Genomic DNA, 19,159 nt, shown 5'->3' with positions numbered 1-19,159 from the left:
CCTCGCCGTCGTCTCAGTGCGTCTGGGGTGCGGGCAGCCCGCCCTCAAGAGGCGGCGCCTCGGTCACGGTCGCCGGCGCCTCCTGCTGCGGCGTCACGTCGGCGATCGTCAGCTCGTCGTCCGTCACGAGGGGGGTCTGCGCGATGAGGGCGTTTGCCGCGGCGTTGCCGTTCTGCACGTTCACCGTCGACGTGTCGCCCGCGGCCGCGCCCGATCCCAGGATGGCCGAGTCGCTCAGCCGAAGGTAGCTCGGCGTCGAGTCGATGACCATGCCGAGCGCCGAGGCGTTTGCGGCGAGGTACTGCGGCGAGGCGAGGCCCGCCAGATCCTCCGTGAGCTCCTGCTTGTCGAGCGTCAGCTGCTGCTGCTGCTGCTCGACGGCGGCCAGGTCGTAGCTCGACTGGGCGGTGAGGATCGTCATGCCGAGCTGTGCGAGCGCGATGAGCGCGGCACCGGCGATGGCCACGAGCGCGTATGCGAGGCGCGGCCTGCGGCGTCGGGACGGAAGGGCCTCGAGATGCGGCCCCTGGCGACGCGGCGCCGGCTCGAAGGGAAGCAGGCTTGCGTTGGCGATGCTCATGCACTCTCCCGGATTCTTTCGATCGCCCTGAGGCGCACGGGCTTCGCGCGCGGGTTGCGCGCCGCCTCCTCCTCGGAGGCGAGCTCGGTGCCCTTGACGAGCAGTCGGAACTTCGGCTGGTGTTCGGGCAGTTCGAACGGGAGCCCTGCGGGCGCGGTCGAGCGCGTCGCCTCGGCGAAGAGACGCTTGATGAAACGGTCCTCGAGCGACTGGTAGCTGAGCACGACGAGTCGGCCCCCGACACTCAGAGATTCGAGCGCGGCGGGGATCGCGCGTTCGAGCGCGGTCAGTTCCCCGTTGACCTCGATGCGCAGCGCCTGGAAGACCCGCTTAGCGGGATGACCGGCGTTGCGCAGGGCGGCGGGTGTGGCTTTCTGGAGGACGTCGACCAGGTGGCCCGAGCGCGTGATGGCGCCGCGCGAGCGCTCGTCGATGATGGCCCGGGCGTAGCGTCCCGCGAGCTTCTCCTCGCCGTAGCGCTCGAAGATTCGGCGGAGGTCGCCCTCGCCATAGGTGCCGACGACGTCCGCCGCCGTGATCCCGCTCGTCTGATCCATCCGCATGTCGAGGGGGGCGTCCTGCGCGTAGGCGAAGCCGCGCTCCGCCTCATCGAGCTGCAGCGACGAGACGCCCAGATCGTAGAGGATCCCGTCCGCGCGGGTCCCACCGAGCGCCTCCAGGATGCCGTCGTAGACGGTGTGTACGAGACGGACCCGGTCTCCGTAGGAGGCCAGCCGCTCCCCCGCGATGCGGAGCGCGTCGGTGTCGCGATCGAGGCCGACGAGTCGCGCCCCCGGGAAGCGCGCGAGGACCGCCTCGGCGTGCCCGCCCATGCCGAGCGTGCCGTCGACGTATGTCGCGCCCTCGCGCTCGAGCGCGGGCGCGAGGAGCTCGAGGCAGCGCTCGAGCATGACGGGGGTGTGGATGTCTCGGGGGTCCATGTCACTTCCGGTTGTTCGATGTCGGAGGCCCTGATCCCCATCCGCGCGACCTGTCTCCGGGGAAGTGGAGACAGGGCCGCGGCTGGGAGTCACGACCGCCGTGCTAGAAGAGTCCCGGGATCACCTCCTCCTGCATCTCGGCGAAGGAATCCTCGTTGCCCGCCAGGTACGCGTCCCAGGCCTCGGCCGACCAGATCTCGGCGTGGGCACCCACACCGGTGACGACGAGCTCCTTGCCGAGGCCGGCGTACTGGCGCAGGTGCGCGGGAATCGTGATGCGGTTTTGTCCGTCGGGAGCCTCGGCGCTCGCCCCCGACAGGAACAGGCGCATGAAGTCACGCGCCTGCTTGTTGCTGAGCGGAGCCTGTCGGATCTTCTCGTGGACCTGTTCGAACTCCGCCGTCGAGAAGACGTAGAGGCATCGTTCCTGTCCGCGGGTGATGACGACGCCGCCAGCGAGCTCCTCACGGAACTTCGCGGGCAGGATGACGCGGCCTTTGTCGTCGAGCTTCGGAGTGTGAGTCCCAAGAAGCATCGGCCCGTCACCCCCTTTGCGATGGCCCTCTGCGAAGTGGCCCCCACATTACTCCACTTTCCCCCACTTTTGAGGTGTCGGCGGCAAGAATACGGTGATTTCGCGTGGCCTGTCCCGCGAGATCGCGCGAAAACTCCGCGGTGGAGCGAAGTGGAGGGCACGGCGCGGGTGTGGAGGCCGTCGCGGCGTGTCGCCCGGCGCACGCAAAAAAGCGCCGCTCCCGAAGGAGCGGCGCTCGGAGGTAGTGGAGGGGATCAGCCCTGCTGGCGGCGATCCCACCTGTCGTTCATCTTGTCCATGAACGAGGAGTCGGATCCGCGGGGCGCGCGCGTCGAGGTCGACGCTTCCGCGGGCGCGGATCCCTTGGCGGGCGTGAAGGCGAGAATGACGCCGAACACCATCGCCGCGAAGCCGACGACACCGACGATGACCGCGACGACCGCGGTCGCGGACCAGAGCGAAATCCCGGCGAGGACCGCACCCAGACCGACGAGCACGAGCAACGCGCCCACCAGAAGATTTCGGTAGCTCAGCGTGCGCGGTGCACCTGCGTGAACGACATCGGCGTCGTTATGCATGAGATGGCGTTCCATCTCATCCAGAAGGCGCTGCTCCTGCTCGGAGAGTGGCATCGTGTAACCCCCTCGGGTATCAAGATCGGCTTACATCTTATCGCCGTCATGCCAGCCTAGGCTAGGTGTGTGTCGACTCTTCAGGACATCATCACAGACATCTCCGAGCGGCTGGATATCTTCGTCCGGGATCGGCGCGAAGAGATCGCTCGCGACGAGGTACTCGGCGCCTCGGATCCTGTCGTCGACGTGCTCCTCGAGCACGCCTCCGCGGCCCTGACGGGCGGCAAGCGCCTCCGGGCCCGCTTCGCATTCTGGGGATGGCGAGCGGCCGGGGCCGCCTCCTCCCCGGAGAGCATTATCGCCCTCGGTGCAGCGCTCGAGGTCTTCCAGGCCGCAGCCCTCGTGCACGACGACATCGTCGACAACTCCGATACCCGCCGCGGGGCCCCCTCGACCTGGCGCGCGCTCGAGTCCGCACACCGCGGACGCGGGTGGTCCGGTTCATCGGAGGAGTTCGGGCGCACAGGCGCGATCCTCCTGGGCGATCTGCTCCTCGGGTGGAGCGACGATCTGTTCGAGGAGGCCCTGGACGATGTCGAGGCCGCGGCCGCGCGGCGCGCCCGCGCGCAGTACGCGCGCATGCGCCGAGACGTCACGCTCGGGCAGTTCCTGGACGTCGCGGGCGAGGCGGCGTGGCCGACGACTCCCGACGCGCTCCATGCCGACCGCGCGCGGCGCATCGCTGTTCTGAAGTCCGCGCGATACAGCGTGCAGCAGCCCCTGCTACTCGGGGCCGACATCGGCGCCGCGACGAGCGAGGTGCGCACGGCGCTGTCCGAGATCGGCCATCCGCTGGGGCTCGCCTTCCAGCTCCGCGACGACGTGCTGGGCGCCTTCGGCGATCCGGGGCTGACGGGCAAACCCGCCGGCGACGACCTGACGGAGGGCAAGCGCACGCTGCTCGTCGCATATGCCCGCGAACGCATGGATCCGGCGTCCCGCGCGGCGTTCGACGCGCGACTCGGCTCGCCGATGTCGGGCGAGGAGATCGCCCAGTTGCAGTCATTGATCCGCGAAACGGGGGCGCTGGACCGGGTCGAGCGCGAGATCGCGGACTACGCCCAGCGCGCGCGTGACGCGATCGCGGCGGCCGACTTCGATGACCTCGCGGCGCGCGAGCTCGACGACCTCGTCACCGCGACGACCGTGCGCGCGGCCTAGACCGGCGCTCGCCGGTGGCGCGTCCTCGTCAGAGGAGCGCCGCGGCGACCCGACGGACCTCGGACTTGCGCCCGGCGAGGAGCGACTGGATCGGCGGGTGACCGAGTTCCGGCTCCTCCGTGTACAGCCAGGCAATGATCTCTTCGTCGTCGAAGCCCGCGTCGCCCAGAAGGATCACGGTGCCGCGCAGCGACGCCAGCGGGCGGTCGCCGTCGATGAAGTCGGCGGGAACGACGCGAATTCCGTCGCGGCGCACCGACACGAGGGCCCGCTCGTCGAGAAGGCGGCTGACGCGGCCCGGGGTCTCCCCCAGGCGCTCGGCCACGTCGGGAAGATTCAGCCACTCGATCGATTCGTTCATCACCCCTCGATCCTCTCACGCGACGCCTGGGGGCTCGCGGGACTCGCATGGGCCGTCCGGAGCGTCCTCACGGTTGGACGGGCGCGATCTCCGTAAACTGATCTGGTGTCCACTCGTCCTGCCGCCGACCCCCTCGTGGGGCGACTGATCGATGGCAGATACCGGGTGCGCTCGCGCATCGCGCGCGGCGGCATGGCGACGGTGTACCTCGCGACCGACCTGCGCCTCGAGCGGCGCGTCGCGATCAAGGTCATGCACCATCACCTGAGCGACGACGACCGCTTCCAGGCGCGGTTCATCCAAGAGGCGCGGGCCGCCGCACGGCTCAGCGACCCGCACGTCGTCAGCGTGTTCGACCAGGGCCAGGACGACGACATCGCGTATCTCGTGATGGAGCACCTCCCCGGCGCGACCCTGCGCGACCTCATCAACGAGACCGGCCGCCTGTCGATCGAGCACACGATCACCGTCATGCACGCGGTGCTGTCGGGCCTCGCGTCCGCCCACAGCGCCGGCTACATCCACCGAGACGTGAAGCCCGAGAACGTCCTGATCGCCGAAGACGGCCGGATCAAGATCGGTGACTTCGGGCTGGCGAGGGCGACGAGCGCGAACACGGCCACGGGACAGCAGCTGCTGGGAACCATCGCCTATCTCGCGCCCGAGCTCATGTCACAGGGCACCGCCGATGCGCGCGCCGACATCTACGCTCTCGGGATCATGCTCTACGAGATGCTGACGGGCGAGCAGCCCTACCGGGGCGATCAGCCGATGCAGATCGCCTACCAGCACGCCACGGAGAGCGTGCCGCGCCCGAGCATGAAGAACCCCGCCGTGCCCGAGCAGCTCGACGAGCTGGTCCTGTGGTCGACCGAACGCTCCCCCGATGAGCGCCCCGCGGACGCCGGCGAGATGCTCGAGCGCCTCCGCGAGATCGAGGCGCAGCTCGGCATTCAGCCCCTCGCCCCGCAGGGGCGCGCGCGGCCGGCGACCGACCTCGGCGATGACTCGGACGAGGGCGAGACGGCGCTCCTGCCGCCCTCGATGGACACGGGCGGGATCACGAGCGTCCTTCCGGGCGCGGTCACCGCGGAAGAGGGCGCACCTCCCGCCACCGACGGCAATGCCGAGCGGCTCCGCGTGAAGACCCGCCGGCGCAGGCTGCGGGGCTGGTGGGCGGCGACCATGGCGGTCGTCCTGGCACTCGCGACCGGCGGCACGGGCTGGTGGTTCGGATCCGGCCCCGGCTCGATGATCCCGGTGCCCGTCATCGCGACCACGACGCCATACGACGACGCCGCGGTGCAGCTGCGCGATCTCGAGCTCGTCCCCGAGCACGAGACGGAGCACAGCCTCACCATCGCGGCGGGACGGATCCTCACGGTCTCCCCCGCACCCGGCACGCGCGTTTATCCCGGCGACACGGTCACCATCACGACCTCGCTCGGCCCGGCCGAGGTGTCGGTCGTCCGCCTGCGCGGCATGACGCACGAACAGGTGGAGCAGTACGCCAAGGACGCCGTGCTCACCCTCGCCGATGACGCGCCGCAGCGATACGACGAACGGGAAGCGGGCACGGTCATCGGCGCGAGCGTGTCGAAGACGGCCGACGACGAGGGCTACGCCTGCCTCGACGGCTGCAACGCCTTCCAGGGCTACACCCTCACGCTCACGACGTCCGCGGGCCCGGTTCCCGAGGTCGCGGGCGTCTCCGCGGAGGACGCGCGCGAGCGCCTCACCGATGCGGGCCTCGAGGTCGCGGCGGAGAACACCCTGGAGTACAGCGACACGGTGGAGGCCGGCGCCGTCATCCGCTACGAGCCCGCCGCCCCCGACGCGGAACTGCACCCGGGAGACACGGTCACGATCGTCGAGTCCCAGGGCCCTCAGCCCGTGCCCGTTCCGGAGATCCCCTCCGGGACGACCCTTCCGGACGCGATCGCGATTCTCGAGAATGCGGGGCTTACCGCCTCGTACGACACGGGCAAGTGGTCGGCCTTCATGAACGCCGGGCTCGGGAGCTTCGTCGTCGTTCAGTCGACATCACCCGCCGCGGGTGAGAACGTCCTGCCGGGTTCGACGGTGACGCTCAACGCGCGCCTGGCCAGCCTCGGCGACTAAGCGATCGCGGACACGCGTATGGGCCCGGAGGATCTCCGGGCCCATACGCGTGGGGCGCTCAGCGCTTCTCGAGCTCCTCGGCGACGAGGAACGCCAGCTCCAGCGATTGCATGTGGTTGAGTCGGGGGTCGCAGAGCGACTCGTAGCGGGTGGCGAGCCCGGCCTCGTCGATCTCCTCGGATCCGCCGAGGCACTCGGTGACGTCGTCGCCCGTGAGCTCGACGTGGATGCCGCCCGGGTGCGTGCCGACGGCGCGGTGGGCCTCGAAGAAGCCGCGCACCTCGTCGACCACGTCGTCGAAACGACGCGTCTTGAAGCCCGTCGGCGTCGAGAAGCCGTTGCCGTGCATCGGGTCGGTCACCCACAGGGGCTGCGCGCCGGAGGCCTTGACCGCTTCGAGAAGCGGCGGCAGGGCCTCACGGATCTTGCCGGCGCCCATGCGCGTGATGAACGTCAGGCGACCCGGCTCGCGCTCGGGGTCGAGCTTGTCGATGAGCGCCAGTGCCGTCTCGGGGCTCGTCGTGGGGCCGAGCTTGACGCCGATCGGGTTGCGGATCTTCGACACGAAGTCGATGTGCGCTCCGTCGAGCTCGCGCGTGCGCTCGCCCACCCAGATGAAGTGCGCCGAGGTGTCATAGGCGTCGCCCGTGCGGGAGTCGATGCGGGTGAGGGGGCGCTCGTAGTCCATGAGCAGCCCCTCGTGGCCCGTGTAGAAGTCGACGCGCTTGAGCTCATCGAAGTCGGCGCCCGCCGCCTCCATGAACTTCACGGCACGGTCGATCTCCATCGCCATCTGCTCGTAGCGCTTGTTGGCCGGGTTCGCTGCGAATCCCTTGTTCCACGCGTGCACCTCGCGCAGGTCGGCGAAACCGCCCTGTGTGAAGGCGCGGATGAGGTTCAGGGTGCTCGCCGAGGTGTGGTAGGCCTTCAGCAGACGGTGCGGGTCTGCGGTGCGCGAGCCCTCCGTGAAGTCGTAGCCGTTGACGATCTCGCCGCGGAACGCGGGCAAGGTCACGTCGCCGCGCGTCTCGGTGTCGCTCGAGCGGGGCTTGGCGAACTGGCCTGCCATGCGCCCCATCTTGACGACCGGCATCGATGCGCCGTAGGTCAGGACGACGGCCATCTGCAGAACGGTCTTGATGCGGTTGCGGATCTGGTCGGCCGTGGCGCCCGCGAAGGTTTCCGCGCAGTCGCCGCCCTGGAGCAGAAACGCCCGTCCCGCCGCCGCCTCGCCGAGGCGATAGCGCATCTCGTCGACCTCACCGGCAAACACGAGCGGCGGCATCGCGGACAGCTCGGCGGACACCAGCTCGACCTCGGCCTGGTCGGGCCATGCGGGCTGCTGCTTGATCGGGAGTTCGCGCCATGCGTCGAGCGCGTCCAGGGTGTGCTGCATTCCTCGATCCTACCGGCTGGAAAAGACGCTCAGGAAAACGCGCTGGTGGGTGCGGCGCCCGATTCCTCCGCCTGTTTCCGGAACTTCGACGCGTAGTCGTCGACGTACGCCTGACCGCCCATCCGCTGCAGCGCGACCATGATCTCGTCCGTGACGCTGCGCAGGACGAAGCGGTCGTCCTCGAAGCCCTCGTAGCGCGAGAAATCGAGCGGTTCGCCGAGCACCATGCCGACGCGCACGAGCCGCGGGCGGCTGGATCCGATGGGCAGCATCGTGTCGGTGTCGACCATGACGACGGGGATCACGGGCACCTTCGCCACGAGGGCCATTCGGGCGATCCCCGTGCGCCCCTTGTAGAGGCGTCCGTCGGGGCTGCGCGTGCCCTCGGGATAGATGCCCAGCAGATCACCCCGCCCGATGACCTGCAGCGCCGTGTTCAGGGCCGCCTCCGAGGCGGATCCGCCGGAGCGGTCGATCGGGATCTGGCCCGTTCCCTTCATGAACCACTTCGTCGCCCACCCCTTCGGGCCCTTGCCCGTGAAGTACTCGGACTTCGCGAGGAACGACATGGGGCGCTCGATCATGAGCGGGAGGAAGATCGAATCCATGACCGAGAGGTGGTTGCTCGCGAGAATCGCCGCGCCGGTCTTCGGCACGTTCTTCGCGCCGACGATCCACGGTCGGAAGATCGCCTTGAGCACCGGGCCCACGACCAGGTACTTGAGGATCCAATAGAACACGCCATGAGTTTAGGCCACGCCCCCGGATTCGCGGGGCGCGCTTTGTCGAACGAGCACAGTGATTGTCGCTTGCCTGGAAGCGCACGCCCTAGACTCGAACGAAGCGCGGGACCGCGCCGACCACGTCCGGTGTCAAAGGAGTTACCGTGATCGAGATCTACGCCGAGCCCCTCGTTCCGAACGACCCCGATCGCAATATCAGCGATCTGCTGGCCGATCGCGTGCGAGCATCTCCGGACCGCCCCCTGTTCGCCGTTCCCGAGGGCGACGGGTGGCGGGACAAGTCGTCGCGCGAGTTCGAGGACGAGGTCATCGCACTCGCGAAGGGATTCGTGGCGAGCGGTCTTCGCCCGGGCGACAAGGTGGGCTTCCTCGCGACGACGACGTACCGATGGACCCTCGTCGATTTCGCCCTGCACTACGCCGGCCTGATCATGGTGCCCGTCTACGAGACGAGCTCCCCGGAGCAGGTCCGCTGGATCCTCTCCGACTCCGGGGCGGTCGCGCTGATGGTCGAGAACGACACGCACGACGCGCGGTTCTCCGAGGTGCGCGACGAACTACCCCTCATCGGCTCGTATTGGCGCATGGACGAGGGCGCGCTCGACGATCTTGTCGAGAGCGGATCCGGCGTCGGCGATGACGAGATCCAGCAGCGCCGCCGGCTCGCCCGGTCGAGCGATATCGCGACGATCATCTACACGTCCGGGTCCACGGGCAGGCCCAAGGGCTGTGTGCTGACGCACGGCAATTTCGTCGACACAGCCGAGAACGCCGCCGTGGCGCTCCGCGAGGTCATCGAGCAGCCGGGCGCGTCGACCGTCCTGTTCATCACGACGGCGCACGTGTTCGCCCGCTTCATGTCGGTTTTGTACATCCACGGCGGGGTAAAGACCGGTCACGAGCCGAACACGAAGAACCTCGTCAAGACGCTGGGCTCGTTCAAGCCCACCCTCCTTCTCGCGGTGCCGCGCGTGTTCGAGAAGGTCTACAACTCGGCCGAGCAGAAGACCGAGTCTGAGGGCAAGGGCGCCATCTTCCGCCGCGCCGCGAAGGTCGCCGTCGAGCACGCTCGGCGCGAGCAGGAGGGCGAGAAGATCGGCCCCCTGCTCGCCCTCCAGTTCACACTCTTCAACAAGCTCGTCTACGGCAAGCTCCGCGACCTCATGGGCGGGCGCGTCACCTACGCGGTGTCCGGATCCGCTCCCCTGGGCCCGCGCCTCGGATACTTCTTCCGTGGCCTCGGCGTCAAGATCCTCGAGGGATACGGCCTCACCGAGACGACGGCGCCCGCCACGGTCAACCGGCCGAACGACGTCCACGTGGGCACCGTCGGTTCGGCGCTCCCCGGCGTCGGCATCCGCATCGCCTCGGACGGCGAGGTCGAGGTCAAGGGCGTCAACGTCTTCCGCGAGTACTGGCGCAACGCCGACGCCACCGAGGAAGCGTTCGATGGCGAATGGTTCCGCACGGGCGACCTCGGTGCGCTCGACGACCAGGGCCGACTCACGATCACGGGCCGTAAGAAGGAGATCATCGTCACCGCGGGCGGCAAGAACGTCTCTCCGACGATGCTCGAGGATCCGATCCGTGCCAACCCGATCATCGGCCAGGTCGTCGTCGTGGGCGATCAGAAGCCCTTCATCTCGGCGCTGATCACGCTCGATCCCGAGATGCTTCCCGCGTGGCTGAAGACGCACGGCGAGCGCGAGGATCTGACCCTCGAGCAGGCCGCCGCCACGAAGGCGGTCCGCGACGAGGTGCAGCGCGCCATCGATCAGGCGAACTCCCTGGTCTCGCGCGCCGAGTCGATCCGCGAGTTCCGGATCCTGCCGACCGAGTGGACCGAGGCGTCCGGCCACCTCACCCCGAAGCTGTCGATCAAGCGCATGGTGATCCTGAAAGACTTCGCCTCGACGATCGACGACATCTATACCGCGCCGGGCGACCGCACCTCGTCGATCGCCATCGGCTGAGAAAGACGCGTCACGCCCCTCTCCGTGGAGGGGCGTGACGCGTACCGCTCAGAACCAGTCGCTCTCGCGGACCTGACGCATCGCGACCGCGCGCTCGGGCTTGTCGAGGCGGTGCAGGTAAACGATGCCGTCGAGGTGATCCGTCTCGTGCTGCAGCATCTGCGCGAACACGCCCTCGCCCTCGAGCGTGACCGGGTTGCCGTCGACATCGATGCCCTCGACGCGCGCGTACGGGTGGCGCGGGGTGTCGTGCCACAGGTTCGGAACCGACAGGCAACCCTCACCCGTGGGCTGCTTCTCGCCGCGCACCTCCACGATCCTCGGGTTGAGGATCGCCCCGATGCGGCCATCGACGTTGTAGCTGAACGCCCGCAGCCCCACGCCGATCTGCGGCGCCGCGACGCCCGCGCGGCCCGGCACCTTCACGGTGTCGATCAGGTCGTCGACGAGCGCGCGCACGCCCTCGTCGATCGTCTCGATTTCGGCGCAGGGCGTGCGGAGCACCGGGTCGCCGTAGAAGCGGATGTCGCGCACCGTCATGCCCGGATCCCTTCGATGACGAGAGCCGCGAGGGCGCGGGCGGCGTCGCGGGTCGGCTGGGCGAGCTCATGGAAGGAGATGGCGCTGCCGGTCGCGATCGCGGGATCAAACGGAATCCGCACGACGTCGCGCACGCGAGTGCGGAAGTGCGATTCCACCTCGTCGATGCGCACGCTCGTCTTGCCGGCCGCCTCCTGGTTGATGACGACGATCGCGTTGCGGGCGAGCTCCGCTCGGCCATTCGTCTCCAACCACGTCAGCGTCTCGGATGCGAGACGCGCCTCGTCGATGCTCACGCCCGACACGACGACGAGCTGGTCGGCGAGATCGAGCGTCGCCGACATGACCGAGTGCACGATGCCCGTGCCCGTGTCGGTAAGCACGAGCGAGTAGTAGTGCTGGGCGATGTCCGCGACCGCCCGATAGTCCTCGTCGCTGAACGCATCGGCGACGTGCGGATCCGCATCGCTCGCGAGCACGTCGAGGCGGGTCTCGTCGCGCGTCACGTGGGCCGACATGTCGCCGTAGCCGCGGATCTCTTCCCGGTCGCGCACGAGGTCGCGCACCGTCTTCCCGGACGGCTTCGCGATGCGCTCCGCGAGCGTGCCGCGGTCGGGGTTTGCGTCGACGGCGACGACCCGGTCGTCGCGCGCATCGGCGAGCGCCATGCCCAGCAGCGCAGTGACGGTGGTCTTGCCGACGCCGCCCTTCCGGCTCACGACGGGCACGAAGCGCGCGTCGCCGGAAATGGGCGCCGCGATGCGGGCCTTCACGGCGTCTCGCTGCTTGGTCGCCTTGCTGTTGCCCAAATTAATGAGTCCGCCGGTGATCGAGTGGAGGATCCGTCGCCACGGGTCGACCGGTGCGGGAGTGCGGATCGCGCCGCTCTCGAGGAGCCGATCGTCGATGAATGCCGAGCGCTCCGTCGAGGCCGCGGCCTCGTCCGAGCCGCGCGCATGCGACTTGATGAACGAGGGACGCTCGGTTCGAGCGGCCTCCTCGCCCCGGGCCGCGGGATCCTTCGGCGCAGCCGCGGGAATCGATCGGGGGTCCTGCGCCATCGGGGGCTCCTTCGTGGTGGCTGCCTCGCGGACGAGGGCGATGCTCGGGTCGCTCGACGCCTCGTCCCACGAGATCGTGTTCGTCGCCGTCGAGACGAGCTCGTCGATGCGGCCGGCGCGGTCGTCGCCCTCGGCTTCGGGGGCGACGTCGTCGTCCGCGTCGTCGGGGGCGAGGGAGTCGGGATCCGTGCGCTCCGCCGAGTCGACCTCCGGGGCCTCGGCGTTCCGGAACTCAGTGCCAGGGACCTCGTCGACGTCGTCCACCGCGCCCGTGGCGGACGAATCGTCAGCATTGTGTGCGGGAGCGGCCTCGGCATCCGTTGCGTCGGCGGTGTCGGTACGCGGGCCTTCCGGGCTCTCGATGTCCTCATCGGAGTCACCATCGGTTTCGTTGATGCCGTCGTCCGCGGAGTCGAGCTCGTCGAGAGCCTCGCCCGAGAACCCCGTGCCATCGGAGGCCCCGTCGTCGATGTTCTCGGGCCCGTCATTCTCAGTTCCGTCGGAGCTCTCGTCGCCCGGGACGTCATCGGTCATGCTGTCGTCGGTGTCGGCGCCGCTCGCGTCCGCTGCGTCGTCCTGGGTCTGGCAGTCCTGGGTCGCGTCGTCCGGGACCGAGTCGCCCTGGGGCGCATCGTCCGAGTCCGAGTAGCCCGGGGTCAGGTCGTCCTGGGTCGCATCGTCCGAGACCGAGTCGTCCAGGGTCGAGTCGCCCTGGGGCGCATCGTCCGAGACCGAGTCGTCCGGGGTCGAGTCGCCCTGGGGCGCATCGTCGTCCGGGTCGCTCGTGCCGTCGTCGTTCGCCGCTTCGGAGGTCTCGACGTCCGCGCGCGTCGGTTCCGCCGATGCGGGCTCGTCGGACGAGGCCTCCTCATCGCCGGGCTCGGAGTTCTCGCGTTCCCTCGCGGCTTCGGCCTCTTCCTGCTCGCGCCGCGCGATCTCGTCGGCCGAGAGCTCATCGGCGATCACGTCGTCGTCGCGATCCTCGTCGCGGTAGCCCACGGGCAGGATGACGTTTACCTGCGCGGTCGCGCCGAGATCGATTGCGGTCGTCGAGGTGCTGACCTCGTCGAGAACGCCGTGGTCGACACCCTCGTCGGACGTCGAGTTGCGGTCTTCTGCCAAGTCGTACTCCTGATCGAAACGCGACCGGACGGCCGCCTCAGGGCGCGTTCGCCCCCCGGAATGGTACTCGGCGTGTCTGATCGCGAGCAAAATTGATGAATTTCTCCCCCTGAGCCTGAGTGGCTCTCAGCGGGAGGGAAGGTAGCGTAGAGGCGTGCACGTACTTAGCGTCAGCTCTCTCAAGGGCGGAGTCGGCAAGACGACCGTCACCCTGGGCCTCGCCTCCGCGGCGTTCGCCCGAGGCATCCGCACGCTCGTCGTCGACCTCGACCCCCAGTCGGATGTGTCCACGGGCCTTGATGTCTCGACCGCGGGACGACTCAACGTTGCCGACGTGCTCGAGAGCCCCAAGGAGAAGACCGTCCGCCAGGCGATCGCATCCAGCGGATGGACGAAGGTACACCCGGGCAAGATCGACATCATGCTCGGTAGCCCGTCGGCCATCAACTACGACGGCCCGCACCCCTCCGTGCGCGACGTCTGGAAGATGGAAGAGGCGCTCGCCATCGTCGAGGACGAGTACGACCTCGTTCTCATCGACTGCGCGCCGTCCCTCAACGCGCTGACCCGCACGGCCTGGGCCGCCAGCGACCGCGTCGCGGTCGTCACCGAGCCCGGCCTGTTCTCGGTCGCCGCCGCCGATCGCGCCCTGCGTGCGATCGAGGAGATCCGTCGTGGCCTCTCCTCGCGACTCCAGCCGCTCGGAATCGTCGTGAACCGCGTGCGCCCTCAGTCGGTCGAACACCAGTTCCGCATCAAGGAGCTGCGCGATATGTTCGGCGATCTCGTGCTCGAGCCGCAGCTGCCCGAACGCACCTCGCTGCAGCAGGCCCAGGGCGCGGCGAAGCCGTTGCACGTGTGGCCGGGCGAATCGGCGCAGGAGCTTGCGACAGATTTCGATCAGCTCCTCGACCACATCGTCGAGGCGGGGAACATCCCCGTTCCGGAGGAGGGCCCGCAGGCCCACTGATCCTCGCAACGAAGAAGCCCCGCCTCGGCGGGGCTTTTCTCGTCTCGGATGAGGATCGGCGGCTCAGGCCGTCTTCCGTGCCCGTCGCATCGCCAGCTCGTCGACGGGATCCTCGTCTGCGGGCTCGAACGCGATGAGCGTGGTCTCCACCTCGCGCAACACCTTGCCCACTGCGATGCCGAACACGCCCTGTCCGCGGCTGACGAGGTCGATGACCTCGTCGTTCGAGGTGCAGAGATACACCGACGCCCCGTCGCTCATGAGCGTCGTGGAGGCGAGGTCGCGGATCCCCTCCGCGCGCAGCTGCTCGACGGCCTTCCGGATCTGCTGCAGCGAGATGCCGGTGTCGAGAAGCCGCTTCACGAGCTTCAGGACGAGGATGTCACGGAAGCCGTAGAGGCGCTGCGTTCCGGATCCGCGGGCGTCCTGGATCGTCGGCACCACGAGTTCGGTGCGGGCCCAGTAGTCGAGCTGACGGTAGGTGATGCCGGCGGCCTTCGCCGCCACGGCGCCGCGGTAGCCCTTCTGCGCGTTCACCTGCGGAAGACCATCGGTGAACAGCAGGTCGACGGCGAAGTCGCTGTCGTGTGTGCTTCCCGCGTTCATTCTGTTCCTCTCCTGCAGGGTGTACTCCCACAGTAGGGTCGTATCGAGCCCCCATCAATGACATTCGCTCGCGCGCTGGCGGCGTGTCGATGAAGCGTTATCAATCGTGATCAGTCCGGCAGGATCTGCGCGAGCGCCTGGCGCACGAAGATCGTCCGGACTTCGTCGAGGCGGTCCGCGAGGTGCGGACCCACCTCGCTGGCCTGGGCCCGCGCCGCGGCATCGGAGCGTCGCAGCAGCGGCGCGATCGCCGCCTCGATGAGCGCGATGTCGCGCTGCGCCCCCTGCTTCAGGGCGCGGACGTGCCGGGGGTCGATGCCGTACTTCTCGAGCGCGGCGAGGGCGCGGAGGAGCGCGACGTGGCTGGATCCGTATCGCTCGCTCGCCTGGATCAGCCCGAGCGCCTGCGCCTCATCGAGCAGGCGCGGCGACGCGCCTGCCTCGGCGATCAGTTCCGCGCGCGAGCAGCTGCGCTCGCGCGGGTGAATGGACTCCGGCGGTTCGGGCAGGGACGACTCCCGGCCGGCCTCGACGTCATCGAGATGCTCGCGGATCACGCCGAGGGGCAGGTAGTGATCGCGCTGCAGCGTCAGCGCCAGGCGGAGCCGCTCCACGTCGGCGGGCGAGAACTTGCGGTAACCGGACGATGTGCGTTGCGGCGTGACGATGCCCTGCACCTCGAGAAAGCGAAGCTTGCTCGATGACAGCCCCGGAAACTCGGGCGACAGCTTCGCCAACACCTGCCCGATCGACAGCATCGATCGCGTCAGTGATGCAGCGGCCCCGCCTGCCGCGGCCGCCGCCGCCATCAGGAGTTCGCCGCCGGAAGGTCTCGCGGGGAGCTGAAGAACGTCAGCCGGAACTTCCCGATCCGCAGCTCGTCGCCGTTGCGCAGCTGCGAACGCTCGACGCGCTCACCGCTCACGTACGTGCCGTTGAGCGAGCGCTGATCGACGAGCTCGAAGACCGAGCCGCTGCGCGTGATCTCGGCGTGACGGCGCGAGACGGTGACGTCATCGAGGAAGATGTCGGCGTTCGGGTGACGACCGACCGTCGTGCGGTCGCTGTCGAGCAGGTAGCGCGCCCCGGCGCCGGCGCCTTCCCGCGCCAGCAGAAGCGCAGACCCGGAGGGAAGCGCCGCAACGGCATCGAGCTCGGCAGCCGACAGATCGCCGTGGAACGGCACGAACGACAGGTCGGAATCGTGTCCGAACGTCTGCGTGCGGTCGCCGTTGCCATCGTGTCCGCCCAAGCGCGGAATGTGACGTGTTGCGTCCGAAACCGAATCGCCCATGTGATCTGACACGCGCACTCCTCCCGTTTGTTTCAGCTTATCGGATCCCATCCCCTCGACGCGCCGAGATCCGGGGCCCGATTCTCACGCGATGCAAACCTGTGCGGCGTACCGTGTCGCTCGTGAACACACGCGCATCTCACCCTCGCTCCACGCGCGCGCTGCGCGCCCTGTCGGTCGCCGCCGTCGGCGTCGTCGCCCTCGTCGCGCCGCTTGCGGCCGCGGCCCCCGCGTCCGCGCATTCCTCGCTCATCGACACCAGTCCTGCGGCGGATGGGCCGGACGGCGCCAGCGTTATCGACGCGCTCCCCGACCGCGTCTCGCTCACGTTCAGCGACGACCTCACCCCGCCGCTTCCCACGGAGCAGCAGCAGGGCGGCGAGTCGACGACGCAGATTCGCGTGTACGACGACACCTGCGCCGACGCGGGACTACTCATCGCGGATCCGGGCCGAGCGGACACCCGCGACTGCACGGACTATGCCGCGGGCGAGGCGGTCGTCGAGGGCCCGACGGTGTCGGTCGACGTCGACAACCAGGGAGCGCCCGCCGGCACCTACACGATCGTCTGGCAGGTCGTCTACGGCGACGGGCACCCCGACAGCCAGATGTTCACCTTCACCGCCGAGAACGCCGTGGCGGGCGAGGGCACGCCCAGCACCTCCCCCAGCGCCGCCCCGAGCGCCTCCCCCAGCGAGACTCCCAGCGCGGCCCCGAGCGAGACGAGCGAAGAATCCACGCCGGATCCCGCGGAGACCACCGAACCCGGCGCCTCCGATCCCGAGGCGAGCGAGGATCCGGATCCGTCTCCGGCCATCATCGAGGGCGAGGGTCCGCTGTCGACACCGGCCGTCGTGGCGATCGTCGGCGGCGCGCTCGTGCTCGTCCTGATCGCCTTCATCATCGTGATGATCGCCCGGTCGCGGCGCTCGTAGCGGCGTCTTTCACCCGTCAAGATCCGTACACCGTACAGGTATTAGGCTGGAACCATGGCTCATCACGACGTCGTCATTCTCGGTGCCGGCCCCGGCGGTTATGTCGCCGCAGTCCGCGCCGCACAGCTCGGACTCAACACCGCAATCATCGAAGAGAAGTACTGGGGCGGTATCTGCCTCAACGTGGGTTGCATTCCCTCGAAGTCGCTCCTCAAGAACGCGGAAGTGGCCCACACCTTCAATCACAAGGCTGACCTCTTCGGAATCTCCGGCAGCGTGACCTTCGACTTCGGCTCGGCGTTCGACCGCAGCCGCAAGGTGTCGGAGACCCACGTCAAGGGCATCCACTTCCTGATGAAGAAGAACAAGGTCACCGAATACGAGGGCCGCGGCTCCTTCGTCGACGCGAAGACCATCGACGTGACGAAGGCCGATGGATCGGTCGAGCGCATCACGGCCGACAACGTCATCATCTCCACCGGATCCGTCGTCCGCTCGCTGCCCGGCGTCACGCTGTCGAAGAACGTCGTCTCGTTCGAAGAGCAGATCATGGACCGCGAGCTGCCGGGCTCGATCGTCATCGTCGGCGCCGGCGCCATCGGCATGGAGTTCGCCTACGTGCTGTCGAACTACGGCGTGAAGGTCACCATCGTCGAGTTCGCCGACCGCGTGCTCCCCAACGAGGATGCCGACGTGTCGAAGGAGATCGCGAAGCAGTACAAGAAGTACGGCATCGACATCCTCACCTCCACGGGCGTCACCTCCGCCGATGACAACGGCACCAGCGTGCACGTGACGTACAAGAAGAAGGACGGCACGGAGGGCACGCTCGACGCCGACAAGGTCCTCATGTCGGTCGGCTTCGCGCCCCGCACCGAGGGCTACGGCCTCGAAAACACCGGCGTTCAGCTGACCGAGCGCGGCGCCGTCGCGATCGACGACTACATGCGCACCAACGTCCCCGGCGTGTACGCGATCGGCGACATCACCGCGAAGCTCCAGCTCGCCCACGTCGCCGAGGCTCAGGCCGTCGTCGCGGCGGAGACGATCGCCGGCGCCGAGACCCAGACCCTCGGCGACTACCGCATGATGCCGCGCGCCACGTTCTGCTCGCCGCAGGTCGCAAGCTTCGGCCTCACGGAGGAGCAGGCCAAGGCCGAGGGCTACGACGTGAAGGTCGCGAAGTTCCCGTTCAGCGCGAACGGCAAGGCCAACGGCCTCGGCGAGCCCGTCGGCTTCGTCAAGCTGATCGCCGATGCCGAGCACCTCGAGCTGCTCGGTGGCCACATGGTCGGCCCCGACGTGTCGGAGCTTCTGCCCGAGCTCACGCTCGCGCAGAAGTGGGACCTCACGGCCGTTGAGGCGGCGCGCAACGTGCACACGCACCCGACGCTGTCGGAGGCGCTGCAGGAGGCCTTCCACGGCCTCGCGGGTCACATGATCAACATGTGATCGATCCCGATCACTGGCGAAGCCCGGGCCCCATCGGCCCGGGCTTCGTCGTTCGCTGACCGTGTCCCAGTTTCGGCGGGAATGGAGGCGCTATACCCGCACCAAGTGGGACACGGTCAGGGAGGGTCAGCGGCCGAGGGCGCGGGCCAGCTTCGAGGCCGAGGACGGCTTGGTAGCGCCGGCCTCGAGGGCGATCCTCTCGACCTCGGCGAAGAACGCCTCGTGGTCCTCGGGAGCCGCGGGGCCCAGCTCGATCTCCCACTCGCACCACTCGCGGTCGACGCCTCGGCGCAGGTCGCTCGCCTTCACGCGGTCGTTCACGAACTCCGCGATGACGCCGCCGTTCTCGTCGAGCAGGTTGTACGCCGTGCGGTCGTTGACGATGCGCGCGAGGGGCGACAACCGATCCTCGGTCCACTGCGCGATCTCGGCCATGAGCTCCGCCGGCACGTCGTCCGTCAGCGGCCAGCCCAGCTCGACGCGGGCACCGTTCACGAGCGGGCCCTTGATGTGCCATCCCGCATCGTGCCCACCCACGCGGCGTCGCACGGCGACACCGAACTTCGCGAGCCGCGCATCCGCCGTGTCCAGGTAGCCCGCGTCGAGGTGGCGTTCTTCACCCTCGCTCACGCGGGCGACGCCCGGCACCCGCGTCCAGTCCGGAATGGGGGTTCCGGCCTCGACGTCGAACTTCTTCTCGATTTCCACGGAGCGCTCAGCGGGCATGCGTCCA

At 68.8% G+C, this 19,159-nt stretch carries 19 protein-coding genes; 6 read left to right on the top strand and 13 right to left on the bottom strand.

Annotated elements, in window-relative coordinates; all coding sequences use genetic code 11:
* Positions 1–13: 13 nt before the first annotated feature.
* The 4 genes from ftsL to IEX05_RS03385 all read right to left on the bottom strand — a co-directional run bounded on the left by ftsL (position 14) and on the right by IEX05_RS03385 (position 2,688).
* On the bottom strand, positions 14–580 hold the full coding sequence (ftsL, locus tag IEX05_RS03400) for a cell division protein FtsL (RefSeq protein WP_188699991.1): 567 nt from the start codon (positions 578–580) through the stop codon (positions 14–16).
* Positions 577–1,521 (bottom strand): 16S rRNA (cytosine(1402)-N(4))-methyltransferase RsmH, encoded by a 945-nt coding sequence (gene rsmH / locus IEX05_RS03395; protein ID WP_188699990.1) that lies wholly within the window; start codon positions 1,519–1,521, stop codon positions 577–579. Before rsmH ends, ftsL begins: the two co-directional genes overlap by 4 nt.
* A gap of 103 nt (positions 1,522–1,624) precedes the next feature.
* Positions 1,625–2,056 (bottom strand): division/cell wall cluster transcriptional repressor MraZ, encoded by a 432-nt coding sequence (gene mraZ, locus IEX05_RS03390; protein ID WP_188699989.1) that lies wholly within the window; start codon positions 2,054–2,056, stop codon positions 1,625–1,627.
* 254 nt (positions 2,057–2,310) lie between these two features.
* Positions 2,311–2,688, bottom strand: coding sequence for a DUF3040 domain-containing protein (locus IEX05_RS03385; RefSeq protein ID WP_188699988.1), 378 nt, complete (start codon positions 2,686–2,688; stop codon positions 2,311–2,313).
* A 69-nt stretch (positions 2,689–2,757) separates the two neighbouring features.
* Between IEX05_RS03385 and IEX05_RS03380 the strand changes: the two genes are divergently transcribed.
* Positions 2,758–3,852, top strand: a complete 1,095-nt coding sequence (locus tag IEX05_RS03380) for a polyprenyl synthetase family protein (RefSeq protein WP_229661104.1) — start codon at positions 2,758–2,760, stop codon at positions 3,850–3,852.
* 28 nt (positions 3,853–3,880) lie between these two features.
* Here the strand turns inward: IEX05_RS03380 and IEX05_RS03375 are convergent, their stop codons facing one another.
* Complete coding sequence (locus IEX05_RS03375; protein WP_188699987.1) at positions 3,881–4,213, bottom strand: Rv2175c family DNA-binding protein; 333 nt, start codon at positions 4,211–4,213, stop codon at positions 3,881–3,883.
* Between the two features lie 105 nt (positions 4,214–4,318).
* On the opposite strand from IEX05_RS03375, the gene pknB reads away from it, so the two are divergent.
* The gene (gene pknB, locus IEX05_RS03370) at positions 4,319–6,334 is read left to right on the top strand and encodes a Stk1 family PASTA domain-containing Ser/Thr kinase (RefSeq protein WP_188699986.1); all 2,016 of its coding nucleotides are present in this window, start codon (positions 4,319–4,321) and stop codon (positions 6,332–6,334) included.
* A 58-nt stretch (positions 6,335–6,392) separates the two neighbouring features.
* Here pknB and IEX05_RS03365 read toward each other — a convergent pair whose 3' ends face one another.
* Together IEX05_RS03365 and IEX05_RS03360 are read right to left on the bottom strand one after the other, a co-directional pair.
* Positions 6,393–7,730 carry a class II 3-deoxy-7-phosphoheptulonate synthase gene (locus IEX05_RS03365; protein ID WP_188699985.1) on the bottom strand — a complete coding sequence of 446 codons (1,338 nt, stop codon included), beginning with the start codon at positions 7,728–7,730 and terminating at the stop codon, positions 6,393–6,395.
* Positions 7,731–7,759: 29 nt separating this feature from the next.
* On the bottom strand, positions 7,760–8,470 hold the full coding sequence (locus IEX05_RS03360; protein ID WP_188699984.1) for a lysophospholipid acyltransferase family protein: 711 nt from the start codon (positions 8,468–8,470) through the stop codon (positions 7,760–7,762).
* 146 nt (positions 8,471–8,616) lie between these two features.
* Here IEX05_RS03360 and IEX05_RS03355 point away from each other — a divergent pair, with 146 nt between their 5' ends.
* Complete coding sequence (locus tag IEX05_RS03355; RefSeq protein ID WP_188699983.1) at positions 8,617–10,446, top strand: AMP-dependent synthetase/ligase; 1,830 nt, start codon at positions 8,617–8,619, stop codon at positions 10,444–10,446.
* Positions 10,447–10,494: 48 nt separating this feature from the next.
* Here IEX05_RS03355 and def read toward each other — a convergent pair whose 3' ends face one another.
* On the bottom strand, positions 10,495–10,986 hold the full coding sequence (gene def, locus IEX05_RS03350) for a peptide deformylase (RefSeq protein WP_188699982.1): 492 nt from the start codon (positions 10,984–10,986) through the stop codon (positions 10,495–10,497).
* Complete coding sequence (locus tag IEX05_RS15190; protein WP_229661103.1) at positions 10,983–13,169, bottom strand: MinD/ParA family ATP-binding protein; 2,187 nt, start codon at positions 13,167–13,169, stop codon at positions 10,983–10,985. Before IEX05_RS15190 ends, def begins: the two co-directional genes overlap by 4 nt.
* 154 nt (positions 13,170–13,323) lie before the next feature.
* On the opposite strand from IEX05_RS15190, the gene IEX05_RS03340 reads away from it, so the two are divergent.
* Positions 13,324–14,139: a ParA family protein gene (locus IEX05_RS03340; RefSeq protein ID WP_188699981.1), complete on the top strand. Its 816-nt coding sequence runs from the start codon at positions 13,324–13,326 to the stop codon at positions 14,137–14,139.
* Between the two features lie 63 nt (positions 14,140–14,202).
* Here IEX05_RS03340 and IEX05_RS03335 read toward each other — a convergent pair whose 3' ends face one another.
* The 3 genes from IEX05_RS03335 to IEX05_RS03325 form a co-directional block, all read right to left on the bottom strand.
* Complete coding sequence (locus IEX05_RS03335) at positions 14,203–14,745, bottom strand: MerR family transcriptional regulator (RefSeq protein WP_188699980.1); 543 nt, start codon at positions 14,743–14,745, stop codon at positions 14,203–14,205.
* A gap of 110 nt (positions 14,746–14,855) precedes the next feature.
* Positions 14,856–15,503 carry a transcriptional regulator FtsR gene (gene ftsR, locus IEX05_RS03330; RefSeq protein ID WP_229661102.1) on the bottom strand — a complete coding sequence of 216 codons (648 nt, stop codon included), beginning with the start codon at positions 15,501–15,503 and terminating at the stop codon, positions 14,856–14,858.
* 50 nt (positions 15,504–15,553) lie between these two features.
* Positions 15,554–16,039, bottom strand: coding sequence for an FHA domain-containing protein (locus IEX05_RS03325; protein WP_188700382.1), 486 nt, complete (start codon positions 16,037–16,039; stop codon positions 15,554–15,556).
* A gap of 122 nt (positions 16,040–16,161) precedes the next feature.
* Between IEX05_RS03325 and IEX05_RS03320 the strand changes: the two genes are divergently transcribed.
* On the top strand, positions 16,162–16,974 hold the full coding sequence (locus tag IEX05_RS03320) for a copper resistance protein CopC (protein WP_188699978.1): 813 nt from the start codon (positions 16,162–16,164) through the stop codon (positions 16,972–16,974).
* Positions 16,975–17,028: 54 nt separating this feature from the next.
* Positions 17,029–18,426 (top strand): dihydrolipoyl dehydrogenase, encoded by a 1,398-nt coding sequence (gene lpdA, locus IEX05_RS03315; RefSeq protein WP_188699977.1) that lies wholly within the window; start codon positions 17,029–17,031, stop codon positions 18,424–18,426.
* 126 nt (positions 18,427–18,552) lie between these two features.
* Here the strand turns inward: lpdA and IEX05_RS03310 are convergent, their stop codons facing one another.
* Positions 18,553–19,152 carry a CYTH domain-containing protein gene (locus tag IEX05_RS03310; protein WP_188699976.1) on the bottom strand — a complete coding sequence of 200 codons (600 nt, stop codon included), beginning with the start codon at positions 19,150–19,152 and terminating at the stop codon, positions 18,553–18,555.
* Positions 19,153–19,159 lie beyond the last annotated feature (7 nt).

The organism is Microbacterium nanhaiense (assembly GCF_014646015.1).
Taxonomy (GTDB): Bacteria; Actinomycetota; Actinomycetes; order Actinomycetales; family Microbacteriaceae; genus Microbacterium; species Microbacterium nanhaiense.
This window is presented reverse-complemented; position numbering and strand designations above follow the sequence as displayed.